A 25,352-nucleotide genomic window follows, 5' to 3' on the forward strand; every position below is an offset into this window, starting at 1 on the left:
CAACGCCTCCCCGTTCCGGCTTGTCCGCCTCGCGGCCAGCCCACGGGAGTAGTGGCTCTTTCCCGGTTCGCGTCCTGACGCCCGCGGAAAGGGACGGGTGATTCTGCGCTTCGCCGGGCCTCTGCTGCCCGACCTGCGTCCGGAGCATCCCCACTAGTTTCCTGCTATTACCACCCGGGCCGCCGGTTGGCTGCCGCGTGCGTTCTGTCCGGTCAGCCAGCGCCGGCAGGTTCCGGACCGGGCTGGCCCAGCCTTAGCCGGCTCAAAACCGCTTGCAGACTTAGTTAACCAGGTTTTACTACTATTTTATGACTTCCTCCTTCCTGCCTCCGACGGGGGTAATCCTGGTCGCCGATGCGGTGCCGTTGCTGCGGCTGGGCCTGGTGCAGGTGCTCACCCAGGCTTCGGCCGGCTACTGCCTGCACCAAGCTGCCACCTGGCCCGAGCTGCTTGCCCTGACCCAGCAGCTCGCCCCCGCGCTGGTTGTCACCAGCCCCGACCTGCCCGGGGCCCCCGCCAAGCCCGAAGCCCTGCTAACGACCCTGCGCGCTACGAATCCGCAGCTGCCGGTGGTGGTGCTGACCGAGCCGGCCGCCACGCCCGAGTCGTGCTTGCTGCGGCTGCTGCGCCACAACGTGAGTGGGCTGCTGGCGCGCTCAGCCTCCACCGCGGAGGTCTGCGAAATGGTGGCCGGGGTGCTGCGGCAGGGGCAGTTTTACAGTGCCAGCATGCTGGCACTTCTGCAGCGCCAGCTGGAGCGCCGCACCAGGGGCACTAGCCCGAAAACCGAGTTTACGCCCCGCCAGCTGGCCGTACTTCAGCTCATTGCCGAGGATTACTGCAACGAGGAAATTGCGGAATTGCTCTCCACCAGCGTGCGGACCGTGGAATACCACCGCAGCCGGATGCTGCAGCAAACCGGCACCCGGACTTCGCTGGCCCTAGTGCTGTTTGCCCTGCGGCGGGGGCTGTTTGCCAATAGTGGACTGTCGGTGCTGGAACCGGCCTGAAGGGTGGGAGAGGGGCCCCCTAGTGCTGGCACTAGGATTTAAACAACTAGTGCCAGCACTAATGCCGCCTTCAACATTCCGTGGCAGATTTGCTACTGCCCTTTCCTTTCCAGGCTCACTTCATTTCTTTTTCGCTCATGGCTACTCCGCTTACCCTTTACGTGCCCATCAAACAGGACGCTATTTCGCAGGCGGCGGCCCAGTACGCCCAGCAGAACTTTGTGTCGTCGGTGCAGGCTGGCCTCGATGCGTCGGGCATCGTGCACTACGCTCGCCTGTCCTTGATTCCGAACCCCTCGGGCTCGGGCACGCTGGCCATCCTGCTCGACACCGTGTTCGACGGCGCCATGAACCCCTACCTCGACTACTTCTGGCAGAACGACGGCACCAAGAAAGCTTTCCAGGGCATTGCCGCCATTGCCCTCACCCCGCCCGAGCCGCCGGTTACCGACCAGACCGGCTTCGAAAACTTCATCGACGCCAACAACCTCAATAAGAAAGCCACCGACCTCTACCAGGCCTACACCCTGACGGTCAAGCAGATTGTGGGCTCCTAGGACGCGCCGGGATAACCCCGGGGCAGGCGTCGTGCCTGACCCAGAGTACCCGCGGGTTATCAGTCCGGAATCAGCCTGCGCGTCGGGCTGATTCTTTTTTTGACCACTTTCCTTAGCCGCTACCCATGTCATCCGCCAGCCCTATTCCCAGTAAAGCCAACCTTCAGGGCCTTATCGTCCGCGGCTACACCCATCCTTACTCCAGCCACCTGCTTTACAGCTTCGGGGCCCAGGCCCAGGCGGCGCTATTTTTCAAGGCCCTCTGCGACCGGGGCATTCAGGACGCCCAGGACTGGGGCGCCGCCAAGCCCCGCACCATCCTCAACCTGGGGCTGACTTATGCCGGCTTGTCCTGCCCGAGCGTGCTCAAGGCAGGGGTTTTCACCGCCGCCGACCTCACCGCCTTTCCCGCCACGTTTCAAAACGGGCCGGCTTCGGATGGGTCGCAGGCCTCGCTGGCCGATGTGGGCACCAGTGACCCCAGCCAGTGGTGGTACCAGAATTTCCAGACCACCGACCTGCACTGCATCGTCCACGCTTACGGCCTGACTGCCGCCGACCTGACCGAGGTGGTGGAGTACGTGGCGGCGGCGGCCCGCGCGGCGGGGGTGACCGAGCTATTTGCCGCCCGCGACCAGAAAAGCCGCCTGACCCAGTGCCAGCTGCCCGTCGATGAGATTCACTTCGGCTACCGGGACGGCATTTCGGAGCCCGCTCTGCAGTGGCGCACCGCCGGCACGCCCGGTCCGCCCGACCAAGGCGACCTGAACAACTTTCTGATTGGCTACCCGGAGTACGCCTTGGTTGGTCCGGGCCCTACTAGCCCGGGGCCGGCCGCCAACTTTGCCAAGGATGGCTGCTACAACGCCTTCCGGCTGCTCTACCAGGACGTGGCCAAATTCAATACCCTCATCGAGTCGCAGGGGCCCGACAAGGTGGAGTGGACGGCGGCCAAGCTGGTGGGGCGCTGGCGCAATGGCTCCCCGCTCATGCTCAGCCCCGACGAGCCCAGCCCCGCCACTCAGGACGCGGAAGACTTCTTGTACTACACCCCGGCGCCTTCGAACCCGGCCGACGCGGGCAACACGAGCAAGTGCCCGTTTTCGGCCCACACCCGCGTGGCCAACCCCCGGGACCAGGCGCTGACCACCATTGAGGGCAAGACGCCGGTGCGCATTATCCGGCGCGGCGTGCCCTACGGAGCCCCGCTGCCCGCCGGCGCCCCCGACGATGGGGTGGACCGGGGCCTAGTCGGCTTGTTTTTGTGCGGCAACCTGACGAGCCAGTTCGAGCGGATCAGTTCCTGGATGAACGTTAACGACTTCAGCCCGGTGTTTCCCCCGCCCCGGTCGCGCACCTATCCCCAGGATGCTCTGCTCGGCAACCGCGTCAGCAGCAGCACCGGTCCCAGCATCAACACTGATTTTCTGGTGCCGCTGCCGACTGCTGCCGGCCCCTGCCCGGTAACGAAGCTTACCAATCTGCCCGAGCTACTCATCACCCGGGGGGCGGCCTACTGCCTGCTGCCCAGCATCAGCGCCATCCGGCAGCTGGCGGGCCTGCCCCCGCTGCCGGCTCTGTTGCGGGCGGCTAATGCAGATACGCAGTTTGGGCACCCGCGCAAGCCCCGGCCCCTGCTGCCGCTCGAAAACGACCACGTCGCCACTTCCCACTACTAACATTCTTTCCCATGCCCAACTCTCTCCAAGCGGTACCCAACGACCTCAAGGCCGCCATTCAGCAGGCCATTGAAATCGAGCTGAGCACCATTCCGATTTACCTCTACACCTACTATTCCATCAACCGGGTTCCGGACCAGAAAAAGATTATTGCCGACCTAACCAACCGCTACATCGACGCGGGCCTGTCCACGGAGCGGGCTGCCCAGAAGGCCCAGGACGTGTCGGTGCAGCTAATGGTGCACGCCAACAAGGCCGGCGCTACCATCATGAGCGTGGCGGTGGAGGAAATGCTGCACATGGCCCTGGCCTGCAACCTCAAGCGCGCCCTGGTGGGCATGCCCAAGCTAGTGGGGAAGTCGCCGAAGCACTACCCGGCCCAGCTGCGCGGCCACCTGCCGGGGCTGGAAATTCCACTGCGCGGCTTCGGCTTGGCCCAGCTCGAGGTGTTCAAGCAGATTGAGCTGCCCGAGGTGCCCCAACCCATGCTCAAGGCGGCCCCGGACCCCACCCGGGACTGGTCGTCGCTGGGGGAGCTCTACGGCTGGATCAGCGCCCAGATTACCAGCAATGTCACGCCCCCGGACTTCGACAAGTTCAAAGACTGCCCCCAGCTGGGTCCCAACCAAGGTTACTACGCCACCAACAACGTTAACACACTTTACTACGACAAAAACCACAAGCCCCAGTTCACCAACCAGGATGCTGACCCCAAGAATCCGCACGGCAATGTCGGGGACCTGATTCGCATCGTGGACGTGAAATGCGCCCTGGCCGCCATCGACATCATCGTGGAGCAGGGCGAGGGTCACGTGGAAAAGCCCCACGCCAAGGACGCCGCCCGGCCCTGGCAGAAGTACGGCGACAAGCAAGTCGACCAGGAAGAGTCGCACTACCAGAAATACTGCCAGCTCTACGACGAGCTGGCCGCCCTGCTGCGGGAGGAAGGCCAGATGGACGACTATTCCCTGCTGGCCTACTTCGTGAAGCCCGTACCCGAAAACCCAACCACGGCCGGCTACCCAGCGCCCATTCAGGCCGTGTCGAACCTGCTCAACGCGGTGTACACCTACCTCTACATGATGACTGAGGCCTGCTACCGCCAGGAAATTCCGAAGCAGAAGGAAATCTTCAACTTCGGGATGCACAAGGGCATGATCTTCATTTTGAGCACCCTCTGCGACTATATCACCAGCCTGCCGCTGCCCTGGGGCGGAGTAGCCGGCCCCACGTTCGAAAACTACGAGTTTGACCCCGCCACCAGCGCCAAGTCCCAGCTCGTGGCGTTGTTCAACAAGATTCCGGCGAGTCTGAACCCCAGCGCCAACGTGCTGGCCCGCATCCAGACCCTGCCCGACATGGACATCGTGACCAAGAAGGTGCTCAGCTTCGCTTAAGTTTAACGGTTGCTTTCCCCAGAACCCTATGAATACCAGCAATACCAACAGCCCGGCCGCTCAGGCTGGTAACCTGGCTGCCACGGCGGCCAACGGCTGCGGCGGCTCGGCCAGCAACGGCTGCGGGGCCGCCCCGGCCCCCGCGCCCAGCCCGGCCGCGCCCAAAGCTGCTTTCGTGCCCCTGGAACTGCACGCCTGCATGGGCCTGAACGCCTGCAAGGGCCACGACCGGTTCGGCACCAACAGCTGCGCCGGCTCGGGCTACTGCGCCACCACCGAGCACGTGTGCCACTCGCTCAACAATTGCCGCGGCCAGGGCGGCTGCGGCCTCTACGGCAGCGCCGAAGAGCAAAACCAGCCCGGCCAGAACGACTGCGCCTGGAAGGGCAGTTGCGCCACGCCCATTCAGCAAAACCGCTTCAGCACCCTGGGGCCCAACCAGGGCAAGAGCGTGTGGCTGCGAGCTCGCCAGCTGTTTGAGGAGCGCCTGACCCGCGAAGACCGGGAGGTGGGCACTCCGCCGTTTCCCGAAGGCCCGCCGACCTGGTGGCTGCGCACCCTGGGCCCGTTCGACGGCTGCGGCTCCAGCGGCAACCCCGACTGTAGCTTCGGCGGGGGCGGCAACCTGTGCGGAGTGCGCTCCGGGCAGAAGCACGGGGCCGGCAACGACGCGCAATAACGATGGACGCCCCGCACTACCGTCAGCAGGTACAGCAGCTGCCCAACCTCGGCCTCGGGCTGGGGTTGCGGCACGTGCATTTCAACCACATCCTGGAGCACTGGCCGGCCGTCGACTGGTTTGAAATCATTTCCGAGAACTTCATCGATTCCGGCGGCCGGCCCCGGCACGTGCTCGACCAGATTGCGGAGCGCTACCCGGTGGTGATGCACGGCGTGTCGTTGTCGGTGGGCAGCACCGACGCGCTGAACGTTGATTACCTGGCCCGGCTTAAAAAGCTGGCCCGGGCTATTCGGCCGGCCTGGGTGAGTGACCACCTGTGCTGGACCGGCGCCATGGGCCTGAACACTCACGACCTGCTGCCCGTGCCGCTGACCGAGGAAACCCTGGCCCACATTGTGGGGCGGGTGCGCCAGATTCAGGACTTTCTGGAGCGGCCCCTCATTCTGGAAAACCCGAGCACCTACCTCAGCTTCGCCCACTCCACAATTTCGGAGCCCGAGTTTCTGAGCCGGCTGGCCGCGGAAACCGGCTGCGGGTTGCTGCTCGACGTGAACAACGTGTACGTGACCTGCTTCAACAACGACCTCGACCCGTTGGCCTACATCGATGCGCTGCCCGCCGACCGGATCGTGCAGATGCACCTGGCCGGGCACCAGCATTGCGGCACCCACATCATCGACACCCACGACCGGGAGGTGTTGTCGCCGGTGTGGGCGCTGTTCCAAAGGGCGTGGCAGCGCACCGGCGGCGTGGCCACCCTGCTGGAATGGGACAGCCAGATTCCGCCCTTCCCCGAGTACCACGCCGAACTGCTCAAAGCCCGGCAGTTTATGAACGCGCTGCCGCTCGGGCCGGCGGCGGCCCCGGTGGTGGAGCCCGCTGCCGGCGTGGTATCCAACCCGCTGAGCTTTCTGACGCCTGGTATTATGCCCTTGGAACCTCAAACCGTGGCTGCCCGTGGCTGAGTCGGCTTTTACTCTGCAGCAGGTGCAGCACTGGCTGCAGACGGTGCTCACCGATTCGGCGGGTCTGGGCGCGGCCATGCGCGGGGAAGCGGCCCAAGCGGTATTGGCGCTGGAGCCCGCCACCGTCGAGCAGCTGATTGCGCCCTCCAGCCGCATGAGTGGGGGGCAGCGCCTGGCCGTGTACCAGCGGGGCTACTTTGCCCGCCTGCTTGAGTGCATGGCCGGGCAATTTCGGGTGCTTCGGCACGCATTGGGCGAGGAACTGTTCGAGGACTTTGCCCGCGAGTACCTGGCCGCCTATCCGTCGGAAACCTACACGCTGGGGGAGCTGGGCGCGCGCTTCCCGCAGTTTTTAGAGGAAACCCGCCCCGACCGGGACGCCCCGCCCGCCGAGCGGGAGGCCTGGATCGACTTCATGCTTGACCTGGCCCGCCTGGAGCGCGCCGCCTTCGTGCTCTTCGACGCGCCCGGCTCCGAAAACCGGCCGGCAGCTGGGCCGGATGAAATACTAGAACTGGCCCCGTGCTTTGGGCTGCTGAGCTTCCGCTTTCCCGTCAATGGCTATTACCAGGCCGTGTACCGGGGCGAAAACCCGCCGCTACCGCCGGCCCGGCCGAGCTTTCTGGCCATTACCCGCGTCGATTTCCAGCTGGGCATGTTCGAGCTGAATCCGGTGCAGTTTCGGTTTCTGAGCTGGCTGCGCCAGGGCCACCCGCTGCCGGCCGCGGTGCAGCAGCTGGCCGCGCAGCCGGAGCTGGACGAAGCCGCCGCCCAGGCGCTGTGGCAGATCTGGCGGGAGAAGTGGCAGGCCTGGGGCTTTTTTGTCTCCAAGCCCGCTACAAGTCAGGCGGGTTAGCCCGGCTCACAGCTTCGGCAACAGCCCGGAAATACCCTTGATGTTGAGGCGGACGAAATTTTTCACCCGCTCAAACTTGGCGGCCGTTTCCTCCAGCTCCTCGTCTTTATCGAGCTTGCTGGGGCGACGCACGTCGAGCAGGGCGAAAATGGTTTCGGCAATGTCCATGTAGCCCAGAATCATGAGCAGGAGCAGCTTTTTCTCGTCTTCCTGGTAGCTTTTGGTGCGCACGGCTTTCACCAGGCTGTCGAGCTGGGTGGTTTCGTCCACGTACAGGTCGCGGAGCCGGGCGCGCTGCTGCTGGTAGTCGAGCAGGACCTGGGGCTCGAAGGCGGCGGGGGAGAAGGGAAAGGAATCGGTGAAGGCCGTGGCGGCGCGGAAGCTGCTGTCGGCGGCGTACACGGTTTCCAGGTGCTTCTGCAAGCTCGACCATAGCCCCTGGCGGGCTTTGTCGAAGGCAGAGGGCGTTGGGGCGGGAGGAGGGGAGCTGGTCACGGGCGGTAAAAAGGGCTGGGAGCTCAAAGTACGGGCTTTTTGCCGGGCGGGTCTACTTCCCGGGCCGGGCCGGTACGAAATCCGGGCTGGCGTGGTGGCAAGCCAAACTTCACCGTACTTTTGCTGACCTGCGCCCCGGGCGCCTCCCTGATTCCGTCACTTCCGCATGTCTGCTTCCCTCAAACGCGTCACCCTGCTCGGCTCCACCGGCTCCATTGGCACCCAGGCCCTCGACGTAATTCGTGCCCACCCCGGCCGCTTCCGGGTGGCGGCGCTGTCGGCCCACGCCAACGCCGAGCTACTCATTGCCCAGGCCCGCGAGTTCCGGCCCGCCGCCGTGGTTATTGGCGACGAGCGGCAGTACGAGACGGTGAAAACGGCCCTGGCCGGGCAGCCTACCGAAGTGCTGGCCGGGGCCGCCGCCCTGACCGAAGTTGCCGGCCGCCCCGACACCGACATTGTGCTGACGGCCATGGTGGGCTACGCCGGACTGCTGCCCACAGTGGCCGCCATCCGGGCCGGCAAAGACATTGCCCTGGCCAACAAGGAAACCCTGGTCGTGGCCGGGCAGCTGATTACGGAGCTGGTCCGTCAGCACGGCGTGGGGCTTTACCCCGTCGATTCCGAGCACTCGGCCATCTTCCAGTGCCTGGTGGGGGAGGAGCGCAACCCGGTTGAGAAAATCATCCTGACCGCGTCGGGCGGGCCGTTTCGGGGGCGCACGGCCGAGCAGCTGGCGTCCGTCACGAAGGCCCAGGCCCTGAAGCACCCCAACTGGGACATGGGCGCCAAAATCACCATCGACTCGGCCTCGCTGATGAACAAGGGACTGGAGGTGATTGAAGCCAAGTGGCTGTTTGGGCTCCGCGACGACCAGATCGACGTGGTGGTGCACCCGCAGAGCATCATTCACTCCTTGGTGCAGTTCGAGGACGGCTCCCTGAAGGCCCAGCTGGGCTTGCCCGACATGAAGCTGCCCATCCAGTACGCGCTGGGCTACCCCGAGCGGCTGCCGTCCGACTTTCCGCGCTTTTCCTTTCTCGACTACCCTCAGCTCACCTTCGAGCAGCCCGACCGCGCCACGTTCCGCAACCTGCCGCTGGCTTTCGAGGCCATGCGCCGGGGCGGCAACGCGCCCTGCGTGCTCAACGCGGCCAACGAAATTGCCGTGGCCGCCTTTCTGCGCGACGAAATCGGGTTTCTGGAAATGCCCACGCTGGTCGAAAGCTGCCTGACGAAGGTTTCGTACCTTGCCGGACCTTCCCTCGACGACTACGTGCAAACCGACGCCGAAACGCGCCGCGTGGCCCTGGAATTAGTTGGCCGCGGATAGGTGTTGAGACGAATAGCCGTCAATTGGCCGTTGTCATGCTCTGCATGACGTTCTCAAGTAATTGATTTCCCCTCCTTACCACGTCCCCGATTTCGCTTTGGAAATATTAATCATGGCCGGCCAGATGCTGCTGGGCCTTTCCATTCTGGTTGGTTTGCACGAGTTTGGCCACTTCGCGGCGGCCAAGTACTTCAAGATTCGCGTCGATAAGTTTTACATCTTCTTCGACTTCCTGTTTCCCATGCCGGGCGTGATGAACTTCGCCCTGTTCAAAAAGAAAATCGGGGAGACGGAGTACGGCCTGGGCTGGTTCCCGCTGGGTGGCTACGTGGCCATCCACGGCATGATCGACGAAACCACCGACGCCGACCAGCTCGCCGCCGAACCCCAGCCCAACGAATTTCGCTCGAAGCCGGCTTGGCAGCGCCTGATTGTGATGCTGGGTGGCATCATCATGAACGTCATTACGGGCATCATTATCTTCTCGGCCCTCACCTTCAAGTACGGCGAGGAATACCTGCCTGCCACGGAGGTGAAGTACGGCGTGCAGCCCAACGAACTGGGCCAGAAAATCGGCTTCCGCACCGGCGACAAAATCGTCAAGATCAACGGCCGTCCCTTCACCGAGTTCGACGACGTGTACAAGCCCGACGTGCTCATCGGTAAAAACGGCTACTACACCGTGGAGCGCCAGGGCCAGCTCGTCGATATCCGCGTGCCCGTGGACTTCATGGACCAGCTCTCCGACAAAAGCCAGACCCCGTTTGTGCTGCCCCTGAACCCGTTTGAGGTTGATAAGGTGTCGTCGGGCAGCCCCGCGGCCAAGGCCGGCCTGCTGCCCGGCGACCAGATTCTGCAGGTCGCCGGCAAAGACACGCGCTTCTTCCCCCAGCTCCAGGAAGCCCTGAAGGCGAATGCTGGCAAGGAAACGCCCCTGCTCGTGCAGCGCGGCACCGAAACCGTCACGCTGACCGCCAAAATCGACGAGGAAGGCAAGCTGGGCTTCATGCCCAAGTCCTTGCTGCACTCGGCCACCCGCAGCTACGGCCTGGCCGAATCGGTACCGGTGGGTACTAAGAAGGCCTTTGGCGTGATTACGACCCAGCTCACGGCCTTCGGCAAGATTTTCCGCGGCGAGGCGTCGGCCCGTAAGTCGCTGGGTGGGCCCATGGCCATTGCCCAGCAGTACGGCGGGCAGTGGGACTGGGAGCATTTCTGGCTGCTGACCGGCATGCTCTCGATGGTGCTGGCCTTTATGAACCTGCTGCCCGTGCCTGCCCTCGACGGTGGCCACGTGATGTTCCTGCTCTACGAAATGATTGCCGGCCGCAAGCCCTCGGATGCCTTTCTCGAAAACGCCCAGAAGGTTGGGATGGTCCTGATCCTGGGCCTGATGGTCTTCGTTATCTTCAACGACGCCATCAAAGCCATTTTCTAAGCGGCCCTCGTGAACGAAAAAGCTGCCTTCCTTTTTTAAGGGGGGCAGCTTTGTTTTATTCCTCTCCCATGCGTCGTCTTATCCTGCTTTGCGCCCTACTCACCGTCGCCCTGGCCGCGGCGGCCCACGCCTACCACGCCTCCATCATGGACGTGCGCTACAATGCCCAGAAAAAACAGTTGGAAGTGGCGCTGAAGGTGTTTACCGACGACTTCGAAAAGGCGCTGTCGGCGGGGCAGCCCCGGTCCGTGACTTTCGAGGAAACGCCCCGACCCCAGGTTACGGCGCTGATTACAACTCTGCTGACCCGCTCCCTGGCCTTTGGCACCAAGCCTGGGGAGGCGCTGCCGCTGAAGTTTATTGGCTTTCAGCGCGAAAGCGACGCCCACTGGCTGTATTTCGCCGTGCCCCTGGCCAAGCCCGTCAACGGCATCTACCTGCGCCACCGCCTACTGCTTGACACCTTTGCCGACGAGATGAATATCGTGAACGTGGAGGCTAACGGCAAAAAGCAGAGCGCCCTGTTCCGCGACGGCGAGGAAAGCCAGAAGCTGGTCTGGTAGTTTTTTGCGCCGGGTGAATCAGCTAAAAGCCCCGCCGTATTGCTACGGCGGGGCTTGCTGATTTTTAGCGGCGGGCTACTTCCACTCCACGCCGCCGGAATCGTCCTTTTTGTCTTTGTCGTCGTCGGGCTTGAGCAGGCGGAACTCCACCCGGCGGTTGATGCTGGCATCAGCCTCGGTTACCTCGTCCTTCAGGGGCTGACTACTGCCGTAGCCCATGCTTTCGATGCGGTTGGGCTTGAGCTTGCCCTTGACTTCGATGTAGCGGCGGATGGCCTCGGCCCGGTCCTGCGAGAGGGTCATGTTGGCGTCCGGGTCGCCGCTGGTGTCGGTGTGGCCCGAAATGCTGAGCCGAAACGTGGGGTGGTCGACCAGAAACAGGGCAATGCGGTCCAGAGTCTGGTGCATGGCGGGCCGGATAGTGGCCTTGCCGGGGTCAAACTCAATGTTTTTGAAGATGAGCGGGATTTTGTAGTCAATGGAGTTGGTCATCAGCTTCATCACCGTGTCGCCCTTGAGCTCAAACTGCTTTTCAACGCTGAAAAAGTCGGGACTCTGAATCAGCATCACGTAGTGGGAGCCCTCAATCAAATCGAAGGCGAAGGTGCCGTCGGGGCGCACGTACTTGCTGGCCACCTCGATGCCGTTGTCGGTATCGATAATGCTCACGATGCCGCCCAGAGGCTTGCCCGCTACCGAGTCGATGAGCGTGCCCTCGACGTGGGTCGTGGCCAGGGGCTGGGCCTCCATGGGCAGGGGGAAGGAGTAGAGGTCCAGGTTTTTCAGGTCCTTTTCCTCGGAGCGGGCGTAGTACAGGTCCTTCGACTCGCTGTCGATGGTGAAGTAGTACTCCGAGCCCTTGCCGTTGACCAGCGGCCCGATGTTGCGCGGCTCCTGCCAGCGGCCCTGCACCTTGTAGGTTTTGTAGATGTCGAAGTCGCCGTAGTTGAGCAGTTGCCCGCGGGAGCTGAAGTAGAGCACGTGGTAGAGCGGGTGGTAGTAGGGGCTCACCTCGCTTTCCCGGGTGTTGACCACCGGCCCCAGGTTTTCGGCCTTGCCCCACTGCCCGGCCTTGTTTTTGGCCGTGTACCAGATGTCGGACAGCCCGAAGCCGCCGAGCCGGTCGGAGGCAAAGTACAGCGTGTCCTCGTTGGGCGACAAGGTGGGCTGGGAATCCCAGGCCGCGGAATTGACCTGCATGCCCAGGCTCTTGGGCACGGTCCACTGCCCGTCTTCCTTGAGCGACGACACGAACAGGTCGCAGTTGCCGTGGCAACTGGGACACTCGCAGCGGGCAAAGTACAGCGTCTTGCCGTCCTTGCTGATGCAGGCCGAGCCTTCGTTGTAAGGCGAGTTGATGGGCTTGGGCAGGGGCTCGGCGTCATTCCACTGCCCGTTTTCCTTGCGGGACGTGTACAGGTCCTCGTCGATGACGCCGTTGATGCCGCGCATCTTGCGCTTGGAGGAGAAGATAATCTGGTCGGCGCCGGCGTTCAGGGTCGGGCCGTAATCCTCGCGCTTGGAGTTGATGGCGTCGCCCATGCTCGTGTACACGCCCTTGGGCGGGTGAAACGTGGCAATGCTCTTGCGGTACTCCACAATGTCGTAGTAGGCCTTGAGCGGCACGTAGAGGTCGGCCTGCTTGGCCTCGAGCGAGTCGTAGTAGAGCTGGACCTTGTTGATGTCCTGGCGGCGGTGCTTGAGGGCGAGGCGGAAGTAGGCCTTGGCTTTTTCCTCGTTGCCGGCCTTTTCCTCGAGCTGGCCCAGGCGCCAGAGCATCATGGTATTCTTCGAGAAGTTCTGAATGCCGAACTGGGCCACGTAGGCTTCGAGCAGGCTGCGGGTCTGATTCCAGTTGCGGCGCTTTTCGGCCTTAGCAATGGCTTTCAGGGCCTTTTTATCCTCGAAGTACGACAGGCGGTTGACGTTCGGAAAGTCGGGGTTGGCGTCGGGACGCAGCCGCAGCTGGCGGGTGACTTTGCTGCTGAGCTTGCGCTGCTTGTAGGGCGCGGAGCTTGACTGCTGGGCGCGGGCAGCCCCGAAGGCAAAGAAGAGAAGCAGTAGGCAGACCAGGCGTAAAGAGCGGAGCATAATCAAATAAGACACGAAAACCGGCCCTTTCGGCGCGGCGGGGTTCAAAAATAGCAATTTTCTGATGCAAATTGACGGCCGGCCGCGTCTGCCGGAACGGCCGGAAGCTGTGCCGCCTTGTCGGGCTTGCCGGTCCGAAATAAGCTGCCCGGGGTGGTGGCATGGCGCTTGTCAAAACAGTATCTTCGGAAGCTCCGCCTTGAAACGGAGCTTCCCTGCCCCAGCAGGCTGTCATTCTGACACCGCCCTCGTTTTATTGCCCGCTCCTGAAGCCCCGTATTTTGCCAAAATCCGCCTTGTCCTCCCTGTTGCTGATGACCGATGACCCCGCCGAAGTGGTTTCCATCGTAGCCGCCGACCCTGATCAGACCCTCGGTGAGCAGGATGCCCCCGAAATCCTGGCGTTGCTGCCGGTGCGCAATACGGTGCTGTTTCCGGGCGTGGTGCTGCCCGTCACGGTCACCCGCAAAAAGAGCATCCGGCTGGTACGCAAGGCCTACCGGGGCAACAAAATCGTGGGCGTGGTGGCCCAAAAGAACACCCAAAGCGACGACCCGGCCCTGGCCGACCTCTACAAGGTGGGGACCATGGCCAAGATCCTGAAGCTGCTGGTGCTACCCGACGGCAACACGACCATCATCATCCAGGGCCAGAGCCGCTTCCGGATTGAGGAACAGACCCAGGACACGCCCTACCTGATGGCGCGGGTCAGCTACCTGCCCGAGGTGTTTCCGAGCAAGATGTCGAAGGAAGTGAAGGGCCTGGTGAGCACGCTCAAGGACGCGGCGGCCAAGATGCTCAAGCTCAACCCTGAGATTCCGCAGGAAGCCCAGGTAGCCCTGGATAATATCGAGTCCCCATCGTTTCTGACCCACTTCTTGTCGTCCAACATCAACGTCGAAGTCGGCCTTAAGCAGAAGCTGCTCGAAATCAACGACGGCGTGGAGCGCGGCACGATGCTGCTGGAAATGATGCTCAAGGAAATCCAGCTGCTCGAAATCAAGCAGGAAATCCAGACCAAGGTCCATACCGACATCGACCAGCAGCAGCGCGACTATTTCCTGCGCCAGCAGATCAAGGTGCTCCAGGACGAGCTCGGCTTCGACGGGCCCGACCAGGAGGTGGAAAAGCTGCGCCAGCGGGCCAAAGACAAGAAGTGGCCCGAAACCGTGGCCAAGCACTTCAGTAAGGAGCTCGAAAAGCTGGCCCGCATCAACCCGCAGGCCGCCGAATACCCGGTGAGCGTGAACTACGTGGAGTTTCTGCTCGACCTGCCCTGGGCGGAGTACACCAAGGACAACTTCAACCTCAAGCGCACCCGCAAAATCCTCGATGCCGACCACTACGGCATGGAAAAGGTCAAGGAGCGCATCATCGAGTACCTGGCCGTGCTCAAGCTCAAGCAGGACCTGAAAGCCCCGATTCTGTGCCTCTACGGCCCGCCCGGCGTGGGCAAAACCAGCCTGGGCCGCAGCATTGCCCACAGCCTGGGTCGTAAGTACGTGCGCATGAGTTTGGGCGGGGTGCGCGACGAGGCCGAAATTCGCGGGCATCGCAAAACCTACGTGGGCGCCATGCCGGGCCGCATCATTGCCCAGATTAAAAAAGCCGGGGCCTCGAATCCGGTCATCGTGCTCGACGAAATCGACAAGATTGCCTCCGACTTCCGCGGCGACCCTTCTTCGGCCCTGCTCGAAGTGCTGGACCCGGAGCAGAACTCCACGTTCACCGATAACTACCTGGAGGTGGAGTACGACCTCTCGAAGGTGCTCTTCATTGCTACCGCCAACTCCCTGGATACCATTCAGCCCGCGTTGCGCGACCGGATGGAAATCATTGATTTGACCGGCTACACCCTGGAGGAGAAAACCCAGATTGCCAAAAAGCACCTCTGGCCTAAGCAGCTCACCGAGCACGGCCTGAGCCAGAAGGACGTGGGCATCACCACCGCCGCCCTGCAGCGCGTCATCGACGACTACACCCGGGAAAGCGGGGTGCGCAGCCTGGAGCGCAAGCTCGGAGCCGTCACCCGCAACATTGCCAAGCACAAGGCCATGAAGGAGGCCTTTCCCGAGACGCTCGAGCCCAAGGACATCACCAAAATCCTGGGTGCGGCCACCTTCGACCGGGACATTTACCAGGACAACGAGACGGCCGGCGTGGTCACGGGCCTGGCTTGGACGAGCGTGGGCGGCGACATTTTGTTTATCGAAAGCCTGCTCAGCCGCGGCCGGGGCAAGCTCACCCTCAGCGGGCAGCTCGGCGACGTGATGAAGGAGTCGGCCGTAACGGCCCTGAGCTACCTGCGCAGCCGGGCCGAGGAACTGGGCATCGACTACCGCCTCTTCGACCAGTACGACCTGCACATTCACTTCCCCGAGGGCGCCGTGCCCAAGGACGGCCCCAGCGCCGGCATTGCCATCTTCACCAGCATTGCCTCGGTGTTTACCCAGCGCAAAATCCGCAGCCATTTGGCCATGACCGGCGAAATCACCCTGCGCGGCAAGGTGCTGCCGGTGGGCGGCATCAAGGAGAAGATTTTGGCCGCCAAGCGGGCCGGGGTGCGCGACATTATCCTGTGCCACAAAAACCGCAAGGACATCGACGAAATTCCGGCCGAGTACGTGAAGGACCTGAATATCCACTACGCCGACCGGGTCGACGACGTGCTTAAGGTGGCCTTGCTCGACGAGCTGGTAGCCCACCCCATGAAGCTGGTGGTGCGCGACGAGCCCACGCCGGCCGCCGGGCCCAGTGTGGAGGTGTCGTAAGGCGGTAATACGTTCGGCCGAACTCTTTTTTTGGGCATTGAGGCCGCCTTCCTGCTTTCCTCCAAGTGCTTTTGGGCAGGGAGGCGGCCTTATCGTGCCGACGCAGCTGCTTAAGGCTCCGGGGGCTTCTTGCACAATAAAACGACGGGCCTGGGCGTCTTATCGGGCAACCCCCGAAACCCCGTATCTTAGAGGTATGAATCGACTATTACGCCGCCGCGCTGCTTATCTGGTATTTTCTTTGGGCTTGGCTGGGGGTGCCGCCCGGCCCGCTGCCGCGCAGATTGGCGGGCAGCAGGCGTTTTCGTTTCTGAACCTGGCGCCCAGCGCCAAGATTGCTGCCCTGGGCGGCGTCAACGTGTCGGCTCGTGACGCTGATCCGACCATGATTTTCGGCAACCCGGCCCTGCTCAACGCCGACATGGACGGCCGCCTGGCCCTGAGCTACGTTGATTACCTGGCCGACATCAAGCAAAGCACGGCTGCCTACGCCTTCAACACCCAACGCCTGGGCCGCATCGGCGTGGGGCTGACGTACCTCAACTACGGCGAGTTTGAGCAGTTCGACGCCGCCGGCAACAGCCTGGGCTCGTTCAGCGTGAACGAATACGCCCTGCAGGGCTCCGATTCCTACACCAGCGGCAACATCACCGTCGGCGGTACGCTCAAGCTGGCCGTGTCGGGCATTGCCGGCAACCACTCCGTGGGCGCCCTGGCCGACGTGGGGGGCGTGTTCAAGCACCCCGCCCAGGATTTTACGGTGGGGCTGGCCGTGAAAAATGCGGGCGTGCAGCTGCGACCTTACGCCGGAGCCGGCCGGGAGCCCATGCCGCTCGACGTGCAGCTGGGTACCTCGTTTAAGCCCGAGCACATGCCGCTGCGTTTTTCCATCACGGCCCACCACCTCCAGCAGCTCGACATTGTGTATCTCGACCCCAACGTGCGCGGGCAGCTCGACGAGAACAACGAGGAGAAGAAGCCTAAAAAGTCGCTCGGCGACAAGATTGCGCGCCACTTCGTGGTGGGTGGGGAGCTGATTCTGGGCAAGAACCTGAACCTGCGCGTGGGCTACAACCACCTGCAGCGCCGGGAGCTGCGCCTCGAAAACACGTCCGGGGGCGCCGGCCTGAGCTTCGGGGTGATGGTGCGCATCAGCCAGTTCCAGTTCGACTACACCCACGCCTCCATTCACGCCGCGGGCGGAGCCAACTACTTCACCGTAGCCCGCAACATTGATTCGCTCTTCAAAAAGAACGATTAAGGACTAACTCCCGGGCCGCGGGCCGGTTATGCTGCCGGCCAATTCCTGCTAACCACGCGCGCCGTGCTACGTTGAGAGGATGCCCGGCCGTGCGTGGCCGCCTTTTTCTGTTCCCGTCTTTATCCCCTCTATGCTAGACGCCGCTTCCTTTCTCACGCCCGCCCAGATTGTGGCCGAGCTCGATAAGTACATTATCGGCCAGCACGAGGCCAAGCGCCACGTGGCCATTGCCCTGCGCAACCGCTGGCGCCGCCTGCACGCGCCCCTGGACATGCAGCGCGAAATCGTGCCCAACAACATCCTCATGATTGGCTCCACGGGCGTGGGCAAAACCGAAATTGCCCGCCGCCTGGCCAGCATTGCCGGGGCGCCGTTCACCAAAGTCGAGGCCTCCAAGTTCACCGAAGTTGGCTACGTGGGCCGCGACGTGGAAAGCATGGTGCGCGACCTGGTGGAGCAGTCGGTCAACCTGGTCAAGCAGCGCCGTAAGGAGGAAGTGAAGGTCAAAGCGGCCCAGGCCGTGGAAGACATCATCCTCGACGCGCTGATTCCGCCCGTTACGGGCAGCGGCGGCGTGAAATCCTCCGTGGGCTTCGGCAGTGCCGACGGCAGCGGCATGCCCGACTCCGACCAGGAGCTCAACGAGCGGACCCGGGAGAAATTCCGCCTCAAAATCCGCAGCGGGGAGCTGGATGAGCGCAAAATCGATATCAAAGTGCAGCAAAACAACGCCCCCGGCATTGGGGTGATGGGCGCCCCCGGGGGCATGGACGAAGCTTCCATGGCGGGCCTGCAGGATATGCTCAGCGGGATGCTGCCCAAAAAAACCCGCAAGCGCAACGTCACCATCGCCGAGGCCCGTAAGCTGCTGCTCGACGAGGAGGCCGCCAAGCTTATCGACATGGACGAGGTCAAGGACGAAGCCATCCGCCAGGCCGAAAACGCGGGCATCATCTTCATCGACGAAATCGATAAGGTGGCCAGCCGCAGCGGCAAGGGTGGGGGCAGCGGCCCCGACGTGAGCCGGGAAGGCGTGCAGCGCGACCTGCTGCCCATCGTGGAAGGTTCGGCCGTGAGCACTAAGTACGGTATCATCAACACCGACCACATCCTGTTTATTGCCGCCGGCGCCTTTCACGTCGCCAAGCCCAGTGACCTGATTCCGGAGTTGCAGGGCCGCTTCCCCATCCGGGTGGAGCTGCAGAGCCTGACCAAGGACGACTTCTACCTGATTCTGAAAGACCCCAAAAACGCCCTCACCAAGCAGTACGAAGCCCTGCTGCAGGCCGAGGACGTGGAGCTCACGTTTGATGATGCAGCCCTGGAGCGCCTGGCCGAAATTGCCTTCGAGGTTAACTCCGAAGTGGAAAACATCGGGGCCCGCCGCCTGAACACGGTGATGAGCCGCCTGCTCAACGACATCCTGTTCGACGTGCCGGACCGCATCAGTGCCCACGCCCGTATCCTCATCACTCGGGAGCTGGTCGAAGAGCGCCTGCGCGACATGGTCCGCAACCGCGACCTGAGCCAGTACATTCTCTGAGGTGGTGAGGTGGTGAAATGGGGCGTTTGACGTTCGGTTGGTGTGGATTGGCGTAACCTGCGCCGGGAGGGTCAGTAAAACAACTCACCATTTCACCACCTCACATTTCACCAATGCACTACTATATCATCACGGGGCCCAGTCGAGGCTTGGGCAAGGCCCTGGCCGAAGCTATTCTGCACGAGCCGGGTACCAGCGTTATTGGCGTGTCGCGGCACGCTACCATCGAGCACGCCCGCTACCACCACCAGCCCCTGGATTTGTCCGACATTCTGGCCGTGGAAAGCAACCTGCACAAGGTGTTTCCCGCCTGTCCCGACGCGGCCAGCATCACGCTCATCAACAACGCGGCCGTGCTGGGCGAAATCGGGTATTTGGGTGAGCAGGCCAATGACCACTTCAACTTCGTGTTCGATGTGAACGTCATTGCGCCGGCCATGCTCATGAACACGTTTATCCGCACCTACCACGCCCTGCCCGTTCCGCGCACGGTGCTCAACATCAGCAGCGGGGCCGCCCAGCGCCCCGTAGACGGCTGGAGTGCCTACTGCGCCTCAAAAGCCGCCCTGGAAGCCCTCACGCTGACGGCCCAGAAGGAGCAGGACCTGCGCAGCTCGGGCATCCGGCTGCGCAGCCTCTCGCCGGGCGTGCTCGACACGGCCATGCAGGAGCAGATCCGGGCTGCCGACGCCCGGCAGTTCAGTGAGGCCCCGCGCTTCGAGGCCCTGCACAGCCAAGGGCAGCTGGCTACGCCGGAAGCCGTGGCGGCCAAGATTCTGGCTTGGCTGCAGCGGCCGGCCCCGGCGGCGGAAGCCGTATTGCTGCGTCTGCCCGACATCGACGAGTAAGCCAATTTTCAGTGTGTAAAGCCAACAAAAAAGCCGACTTCCCTTAGGGAAGCCGGCTTTTTTACTGAACTGATTCCAGCTGGCGGCCGGAGTCGGGAAGCTACTTTTTAACAATCTGCGCCACGGCCGCAAACGGAGCGTTGGCCTGGGCGCCGGTGGCAATGCCCTTGTCCAGACCCGTCTTGGTTTCGGGAGTCAGGATGATCCGGCTGCCGTCCTGGAGCACGTATTCGAAGGTGAACACGAAGGCATCAGGAGCCAGTACGCCGCGGGGTACGAAGGTGTTTTTCACCAGGGGCGTCATGGCGCCGCCCACCAGGCGCTTGATGCCGGCAATGGCATCGTCACCGTTGATGCGAACCGTGGCCGGGAACGTGCTGTAGCTGCCCACGAACACCCGGGGGCTGTTGTCGACCGAAGTAGCGTTGGTCCGGCGGAAGGTTTTGTACACCTCCACGGCCGCCAGCTTGATGTCGCGCTGGTCGCCGGGGTCAAACGTGAATTCGATTTCGGGCAGCACAAACCCGGGCGGGTACGGTGGCTGGGTCCGGATCAGGTCGTAATCAAACGTCGACTTGCCTTCGGTGAACTTGGGGAAAATAACGGGGGCGTACTGCACGTCGGGCAGCGGGTCCTTGCTCTCGTCCTTGCAGGAAGACAGCAGGCCAGTGGTCGAGACCAGGGTAGCCAGGATGAAGAGAAGCTTTTTCATATCAGGTTTGAAGTCAATGCAACAGAAGTGGACGCGCATTAATTACGCTTGTCCCAGAAAATTTTATCCGTCACCACGTTCGGCTGGCCCGGAGCGTTGGGGTTGAGTTGCAGCTCCGACAGCTGGTAGGTCAGGCGGCGCGGGAACGAACCCTGGCTGACGGTCTGCGCGTCGTTGTCGTCGACTTCGCCGGGCGGTAGGGCCATGTCGAAGGGGTTGCCGGTTTTGTCGGACTGGGGCACCGTGAGGTTGGGGTAACCCGTACGGCGGAAGTCGGTGTAGGCGTCCATGCCGAAGCCGAAGCTGGCCACGTACTTCTCGGTCATGATGGCCTTGAGCTTGGCGTTGGCCGCCACGTTGTCGAAGCGCTGCACGGCGCCCACGGGAGCCGCGGGGTTACCGTTGATGTACTTGCTGATGCTCGGGTTCTGGGTCGAGGTATTGTCAACGTCCGGAATCTGCGGCACGAGTACCGGGGCGGGCTGGAACGGTACCGTGTTCGGGATGCCCTCGGCGGCGGCAATGGCGTTCAACTTGCGGAAGCTGGCCGTGATGGCCTCCACATAGGCTTCCTTGGCCTTATCGGGGTTGTTGAGCACGGTCAGCTGAAGCTCGGCTTCAGTGAACTTGCGGCTGAAGTAGGTCAGCAGGCGCTGGGCTACTACGCCCTTGCCGTACTGGGAAGTGGCGTTGCCGCCGCCGCCCGCATCGTAGCGGCCGCCCACGGGGTAGAGGCCGGGCAAGGTGCGCACGCTGGAGTTGTTGGCGCTGGCATTGGTCCCGGTGCTACCGAAGCGTACCGTCACGAAGTTGCTGCCCGAGGGCTGGTAGTCGGCAATGGAAACCGGACCAGTGGCTTGGTTGTAGAAGTAGTACTTGATCCGGGGGTCCCGGTTGTTGGTCATCAGGTCGAAAAAGTACTTGCCAATCGTATTCTCGCGGCCGGAGTTGACGTAGTCGCCGATGTAACCCAGGTTGCGGTTGTCGGGCTGGGTGGAGGCCCCGTACTTCAACTCGAAGTCGTCGCCGGGCTGCATCAGCGTCGTGGGGGCACTGATGAGGACGTTAACCTCACTGCTCACGTCGCGGGTCAGACGAATCTGGTTGTAGAGCTTGAGCTTGAGCGTGCGGCCGAAGCGGGCCCACTTGGCTAGGTCGCCGTTGTAGATCAAATCGTCGGCGCCGATGGTGCGGGTCGAGGACTTGCCCAGGTTGGCAATGCCCGAGTCGATGAGGCGGAACACGTCCTCATACACGTCGCTGGCCTTGTCGAACTTTGGCGCCCGGTTGTTGGAGCCTAGCAGCGACTCGGAGTAGGGAATGTCGCCCCACATATCCACCATCTGGCTGACCACGAAAGCCTTTTGCAGCTCAGCCACGCCCACGTAGCTCCAGGCCTGCTCGTCGGTGCCCTGCTTGATGATCTGCTGGTTGTTGCTGAGCATGTCGGCGTACAGGCCCGACCACTGGGTCGAGAACGAGTCGCCGGTTTGCTGGAACGAGCCGATGCCGCGGGTCGAGGAGAGCTGCTGCATCAGGGCCGAGGTGTACTGGCTCAGGCCATTGACGCTGAAGCCCATGTAGGTGCCCATAGCCACCTGCGTAACGGGTAGCACGTCGCTCAGGCGGGCCGTCGAAGGGTTCAGGGGGTCCACATTGACTTTAAAGAAGTCGCTGCAGCCGGTATTGGTCGCCAGCAAGCCCATCAGGGCAATGGCAACGGAAGCTTTACGGAACGTATTCATTGAACTTGGAGAAGCCATATTTTAGAAGGTAACGCGCAGGTTGACGCCATACCGGCGCGAGGAAGGCGCGTTGGTATATTCAAAGCCCTGCGCATTGCTGGCGCCGAAGGTGCTGGTTTCGGGGTCGAAGTTGGTGTACTTCGGCAGGTTTGGCGAGTACCAGTACAGGTTGCGGCCCGATACGGAGATGTTCACGTTGCCAATCGGAGTCTTGGCGAGCAGCTTCTGGGGCACGTCGTAGCCCAGCGTTATTTCGCGCAGACGCACGGTGGTGGCGTCGTAAATCGAGAACTCATCGGCGCTGTTGATGGCGGCGTTGCCGAAGTACAGGTCGTTGAGGGTGATGGCCGTCCGGTTCGGGCCGCCACCGTTGGTGTCGCTCAGCGGCTGACGGGTGTCGGGGTTGCCGTACACGCCTTTGATGATAACCGTCTTGTCGCGGTCCTCGGTGTCCTTGGTTACGCCGCGGCCCAGCAGCTGCTGAATTGTGGTGCTGTACAGGTCGCCACCTTTGCGGTAATCAATGACGGTGCTCAGGGTCAGGCCTTTGTAGGTAAAGGAGTTGATGAAGCCCATCGTGAACTGCGGGTTCGGGTTGGCAATAACCCGGGGGTCGGCCGCGCGGATGATGAAGCCGTTGGCGGGGTTGATCAGGATGTTGCCGGCCTCGTCGCGGGCGGCTACCGAACCCGTGATTTCGCCGTAAGGGCGGCCGGCGACCTGCAGGGCGCGGGCCCCACCCGTGAAGTAGCTGCCGATACCGATGGCATTTACCCCGGGCTCCAGGCGCTCAATGATGTTCTTGTTGTGAGTAAAGTTGGTGGTGCTGCTCCAGCGGAAGCCCTTAACGTCAACGGGTACCAAGGTCAGGCCCAGCTCAACGCCCTTGTTGGAAATGGCGCCGAAGTTGGTCAGCTCGTAGAGGAAGCCCGTGCTGGCTGGCCGCGAGATGGGAGCAATCTGGTTCGTGGTCAGACGGTCGTAGTACGTAGCCATAAGCTGGATCCGGTTCTTGAAGAAGTCCAGGTCGAGGCCGCCTTCAATGGCGCGCGTAAATTCGGGCGTCAGGGCCGGATTGCTGATGGTGTTGCTCAGGGCCAGACCGGGCGTACCCAGGAAGGGGAAGGTGCTGGTGCCGGCGTTGTTGCCGAACTCAGGGTTCACGGTGTAGCGGGTTGGGCCGGCATCGTAAGGCGAGGCGTCGTTACCGGTGCGGGCCACGTTGGCGCGAATCTTACCCATGCTCAGCCAGGAATAGTCCAGGCCCAGGGCTTCGGTGAACACCACCGAGGCTTCCACGCTGGGGTAGAAGAAAGACCGGCCGCTCTGGCCGATAACGCCGTTGCGGTTCAGCGTCGACGAGAAGTCATTGCGGCCGCTCAGGGTCAGGAATGCCCAGTCCTTGTAGCCAACCGTGGCGTTGCCGAGAATACCCAGCAGGCGGCGCTTGGAGAAGTCGGCACCCAGGGAGTTTTTCTCCACCGTGTTGGCAATGTTGTCGATGCCGAAGACGATGATTTTGTTGCCCTGGAACGAGTTCTGCGAGAAAGTCCGCTGGTTGGCATTCACGCCCAGCGTCGCCGTCAGGCTGATATCCTCGGTCAGGTTCTTGTCGAAAGCCAGCAGCAGGGTCTGCTCCAGCTCGGTGTTCTGGATGTTGTCCTCGATGATGTTGCCCAGGCCGCCGAAGCCCACGGAGCCCGGCCGAACCGTCGTGCGTCGTGCGTCGGTGTAGGTATTCACCCCGCCGCGGTAAGTCAGAGTCAGCCACTCCTTGAAGGCATAGGCCATGTTCACGCTCAGTACGGCCCGGTCTACGCGGGAAGTGTAGGTGTTGTTGATGGTCGACCACACGGGGTTGTCGGCCTGGCCGGTGAGCCAGCCAAATACCGAGGCGTTGTTGTAAGGGTTCGTGTTGGGCAAGCCCTGCAGGTCCATGTTGCGGGGCATAAACAGCACCCGCGAGAAAGCCGACGAGTTGCCGATGGCGTTGTTGGCACCCAGCTGCGGGCCCTGCTGCGACGAGTTGGTGTAGGCCACGTTGCCGCCGACCGTGAACTTGTTGTAGTGGCCCGTACCGCCCACGCTCACGTTGTTGCGCACGAAGAACGAGTTGGGAATCATACCCTGGTTGTCGGAGCGCGACAGGATGGCCGAGAAGGTGGCGTTGTCGCTGGTGCCGGCCAGCGAAACCGAGTTTTCGAACACGTGACCCGTGTCGAAGAAGTCCTTCACGTTGTTGGGGTAAGCCTGGTAGGGCACCGTGGCGGTGGCAAACTCGGGGAAGCCCAGCAGCACGTCGGGCTTGTTGATGTTGTTGGGGTTGTTAACCGCAAACGAGTAGGGGTGGTCGATGGTGCGGCCATCGAAACGTGGGCCCCAGGTGCCGTTGGTTAGGCCGTAGTTGAACTGGCTGCCCGAGCCGTAGGTGTTCTGGTAGTCGGGTAGGCCAGCAATCTTCTCAATCGAATAGGAGGTGTTGTAGCCGATCTGCACGCCCTTGGCGCCGCGGCGGCCGCTGCCGGTTTTGGTCGTAATAACGATTACGCCGTTGGCGGCCCGTGAGCCGTAGAGGGCCGTGGCCGAACCGCCCTTCAGCACGTTCAGCGACTCAATGTTGTTGGGGTCAATATCGGCCGTGCGGCTGGAATAGGCCGCGCCGCCGCTGAGCTGGTTGTCGGAGTTGGTCTGGCGGTTGTCGTACGGCACGCCGTCGACCACGAATAGGGGCTGGTTGTTGCCCAGCAGGGAGGTGTTGCCACGGATGGTGATGCGGGCCGAGGAACCCGGTACGCCGCTCGAGCTGATGATGTTCACGCCGGGAATCTTGCCCTGGAGCGTGCGCAGCACGTCGGGCTCCGACTTCTGCACCACCTGGTCGCTCTTAATCTCGGACAGAGCGTAGCCCAGGGCGCGCGTCTCGCGGGAGATACCCAGGGCCGTTACCACTACCTCGTTGAGCTGCTTGCTGTCGATGCTCAGCGCGGCGTCAATGGTCTTGCTGGCGCCGATGGGCCGCTCCTCGGTGGTGTAGCCCAGCTGCTTGAATACCAGGGTGGTGGCATTGTCGGGTACGAGCAGGGTGTAGTTGCCGTCGGCGTTGGTGGCCGTACCGATGGAGGTGCCTTTGACCAGCACGCTTACCCCGGGCAAGCCTTCATTGTTGGCCGCATCGAGGACTTTTCCCGACACAGCCTTGTTTTGCGCCCAGGAGCGCCCCACAAAAGCTAAAGACAGGAATAAACTCAGTAGTAAGAGTCTTTTCATGAAAAGAGGTGAAAAATGAAAGAATAGGGTGAAGAAGGGGGAACTGCCTTTGTTGCTAAAATTAGTGTAATTTTTCTAGTCCAGCTATTCTATTCAGCCGGGTCTTGACAGAAAAAAGCGGCTTGGGCGCCCACCCTAT

Annotated in this window: 19 protein-coding genes; 14 read left to right on the forward strand and 5 right to left on the reverse strand. The window is 62.4% G+C overall.

The window, feature by feature from the left end; all coding sequences use genetic code 11:
• The first annotated feature begins 308 nt into the window (after positions 1-308).
• The 7 genes from EWM57_RS09510 (at position 309) to EWM57_RS09540 (ending at position 7,146) form a co-directional block, all read left to right on the forward strand.
• Positions 309-1,010: a response regulator transcription factor gene (locus EWM57_RS09510; protein ID WP_129920912.1), complete on the forward strand. Its 702-nt coding sequence runs from the start codon at positions 309-311 to the stop codon at positions 1,008-1,010.
• Positions 1,011-1,147: 137 nt separating this feature from the next.
• The gene (locus EWM57_RS09515) at positions 1,148-1,567 is read left to right on the forward strand and encodes a hypothetical protein (RefSeq protein ID WP_129920913.1); all 420 of its coding nucleotides are present in this window, start codon (positions 1,148-1,150) and stop codon (positions 1,565-1,567) included.
• Positions 1,568-1,692: 125 nt separating this feature from the next.
• Positions 1,693-3,246, forward strand: coding sequence for a hypothetical protein (locus EWM57_RS09520; protein WP_129920914.1), 1,554 nt, complete (start codon positions 1,693-1,695; stop codon positions 3,244-3,246).
• Positions 3,247-3,257: 11 nt separating this feature from the next.
• Complete coding sequence (locus EWM57_RS09525; protein WP_129920915.1) at positions 3,258-4,643, forward strand: ferritin-like domain-containing protein; 1,386 nt, start codon at positions 3,258-3,260, stop codon at positions 4,641-4,643.
• Between the two features lie 28 nt (positions 4,644-4,671).
• Entirely contained in the window at positions 4,672-5,322 is a 651-nt protein-coding gene (locus tag EWM57_RS09530; RefSeq protein ID WP_129920916.1) for a hypothetical protein, read from the forward strand.
• A gap of 2 nt (positions 5,323-5,324) precedes the next feature.
• The gene (bufB, locus tag EWM57_RS09535; RefSeq protein WP_129920917.1) at positions 5,325-6,290 is read left to right on the forward strand and encodes an MNIO family bufferin maturase; all 966 of its coding nucleotides are present in this window, start codon (positions 5,325-5,327) and stop codon (positions 6,288-6,290) included.
• Positions 6,283-7,146, forward strand: coding sequence for an HvfC/BufC N-terminal domain-containing protein (locus EWM57_RS09540; protein ID WP_165370468.1), 864 nt, complete (start codon positions 6,283-6,285; stop codon positions 7,144-7,146). Before bufB ends, EWM57_RS09540 begins: the two co-directional genes overlap by 8 nt.
• Positions 7,147-7,152: 6 nt before the next feature.
• Here EWM57_RS09540 and EWM57_RS09545 read toward each other — a convergent pair whose 3' ends face one another.
• Positions 7,153-7,641, reverse strand: coding sequence for a hypothetical protein (locus EWM57_RS09545; protein ID WP_129920919.1), 489 nt, complete (start codon positions 7,639-7,641; stop codon positions 7,153-7,155).
• 166 nt (positions 7,642-7,807) lie between these two features.
• Between EWM57_RS09545 and EWM57_RS09550 the strand changes: the two genes are divergently transcribed.
• The 3 genes from EWM57_RS09550 (at position 7,808) to EWM57_RS09560 (ending at position 10,975) form a co-directional block, all read left to right on the forward strand.
• Positions 7,808-8,974 (forward strand): 1-deoxy-D-xylulose-5-phosphate reductoisomerase, encoded by a 1,167-nt coding sequence (locus EWM57_RS09550; RefSeq protein ID WP_129920920.1) that lies wholly within the window; start codon positions 7,808-7,810, stop codon positions 8,972-8,974.
• Positions 8,975-9,071: 97 nt separating this feature from the next.
• Positions 9,072-10,412, forward strand: a complete 1,341-nt coding sequence (rseP, locus tag EWM57_RS09555; RefSeq protein WP_129920921.1) for an RIP metalloprotease RseP — start codon at positions 9,072-9,074, stop codon at positions 10,410-10,412.
• Positions 10,413-10,480: 68 nt separating this feature from the next.
• Positions 10,481-10,975, forward strand: a complete 495-nt coding sequence (locus EWM57_RS09560; RefSeq protein ID WP_129920922.1) for a DUF6702 family protein — start codon at positions 10,481-10,483, stop codon at positions 10,973-10,975.
• Positions 10,976-11,050: 75 nt separating this feature from the next.
• Here EWM57_RS09560 and EWM57_RS09565 read toward each other — a convergent pair whose 3' ends face one another.
• Positions 11,051-13,066, reverse strand: coding sequence for an OmpA family protein (locus EWM57_RS09565; protein ID WP_129920923.1), 2,016 nt, complete (start codon positions 13,064-13,066; stop codon positions 11,051-11,053).
• 314 nt (positions 13,067-13,380) lie between these two features.
• Between EWM57_RS09565 and lon the strand changes: the two genes are divergently transcribed.
• The 4 genes from lon to EWM57_RS09585 all read left to right on the forward strand — a co-directional run bounded on the left by lon (position 13,381) and on the right by EWM57_RS09585 (position 19,489).
• Positions 13,381-15,837 (forward strand): endopeptidase La, encoded by a 2,457-nt coding sequence (lon, locus tag EWM57_RS09570; protein WP_129920962.1) that lies wholly within the window; start codon positions 13,381-13,383, stop codon positions 15,835-15,837.
• Positions 15,838-16,033: 196 nt separating this feature from the next.
• On the forward strand, positions 16,034-17,098 hold the full coding sequence (gene porQ, locus EWM57_RS09575) for a type IX secretion system protein PorQ (protein WP_129920924.1): 1,065 nt from the start codon (positions 16,034-16,036) through the stop codon (positions 17,096-17,098).
• Positions 17,099-17,228: 130 nt separating this feature from the next.
• Entirely contained in the window at positions 17,229-18,641 is a 1,413-nt protein-coding gene (hslU, locus tag EWM57_RS09580) for an ATP-dependent protease ATPase subunit HslU (RefSeq protein WP_129920925.1), read from the forward strand.
• A gap of 113 nt (positions 18,642-18,754) precedes the next feature.
• Positions 18,755-19,489: an SDR family NAD(P)-dependent oxidoreductase gene (locus EWM57_RS09585; protein ID WP_129920926.1), complete on the forward strand. Its 735-nt coding sequence runs from the start codon at positions 18,755-18,757 to the stop codon at positions 19,487-19,489.
• A gap of 100 nt (positions 19,490-19,589) precedes the next feature.
• Here EWM57_RS09585 and EWM57_RS09590 read toward each other — a convergent pair whose 3' ends face one another.
• The 3 genes from EWM57_RS09590 to EWM57_RS09600 are packed head-to-tail and all read right to left on the reverse strand — an operon-like array spanning position 19,590 to position 25,213.
• Positions 19,590-20,201 carry a hypothetical protein gene (locus EWM57_RS09590; RefSeq protein WP_129920927.1) on the reverse strand — a complete coding sequence of 204 codons (612 nt, stop codon included), beginning with the start codon at positions 20,199-20,201 and terminating at the stop codon, positions 19,590-19,592.
• A 38-nt stretch (positions 20,202-20,239) separates the two neighbouring features.
• Positions 20,240-21,946 carry a SusD/RagB family nutrient-binding outer membrane lipoprotein gene (locus EWM57_RS09595; RefSeq protein WP_165370469.1) on the reverse strand — a complete coding sequence of 569 codons (1,707 nt, stop codon included), beginning with the start codon at positions 21,944-21,946 and terminating at the stop codon, positions 20,240-20,242.
• A 21-nt stretch (positions 21,947-21,967) separates the two neighbouring features.
• Positions 21,968-25,213: a SusC/RagA family TonB-linked outer membrane protein gene (locus EWM57_RS09600; RefSeq protein WP_129920929.1), complete on the reverse strand. Its 3,246-nt coding sequence runs from the start codon at positions 25,211-25,213 to the stop codon at positions 21,968-21,970.
• Between the last annotated feature and the right edge of the window lie 139 nt (positions 25,214-25,352).

Origin of the sequence: Hymenobacter persicinus (assembly GCF_004167665.1) — a bacterium.
Lineage (GTDB): Bacteria > Bacteroidota > Bacteroidia > Cytophagales > Hymenobacteraceae > Hymenobacter > Hymenobacter persicinus.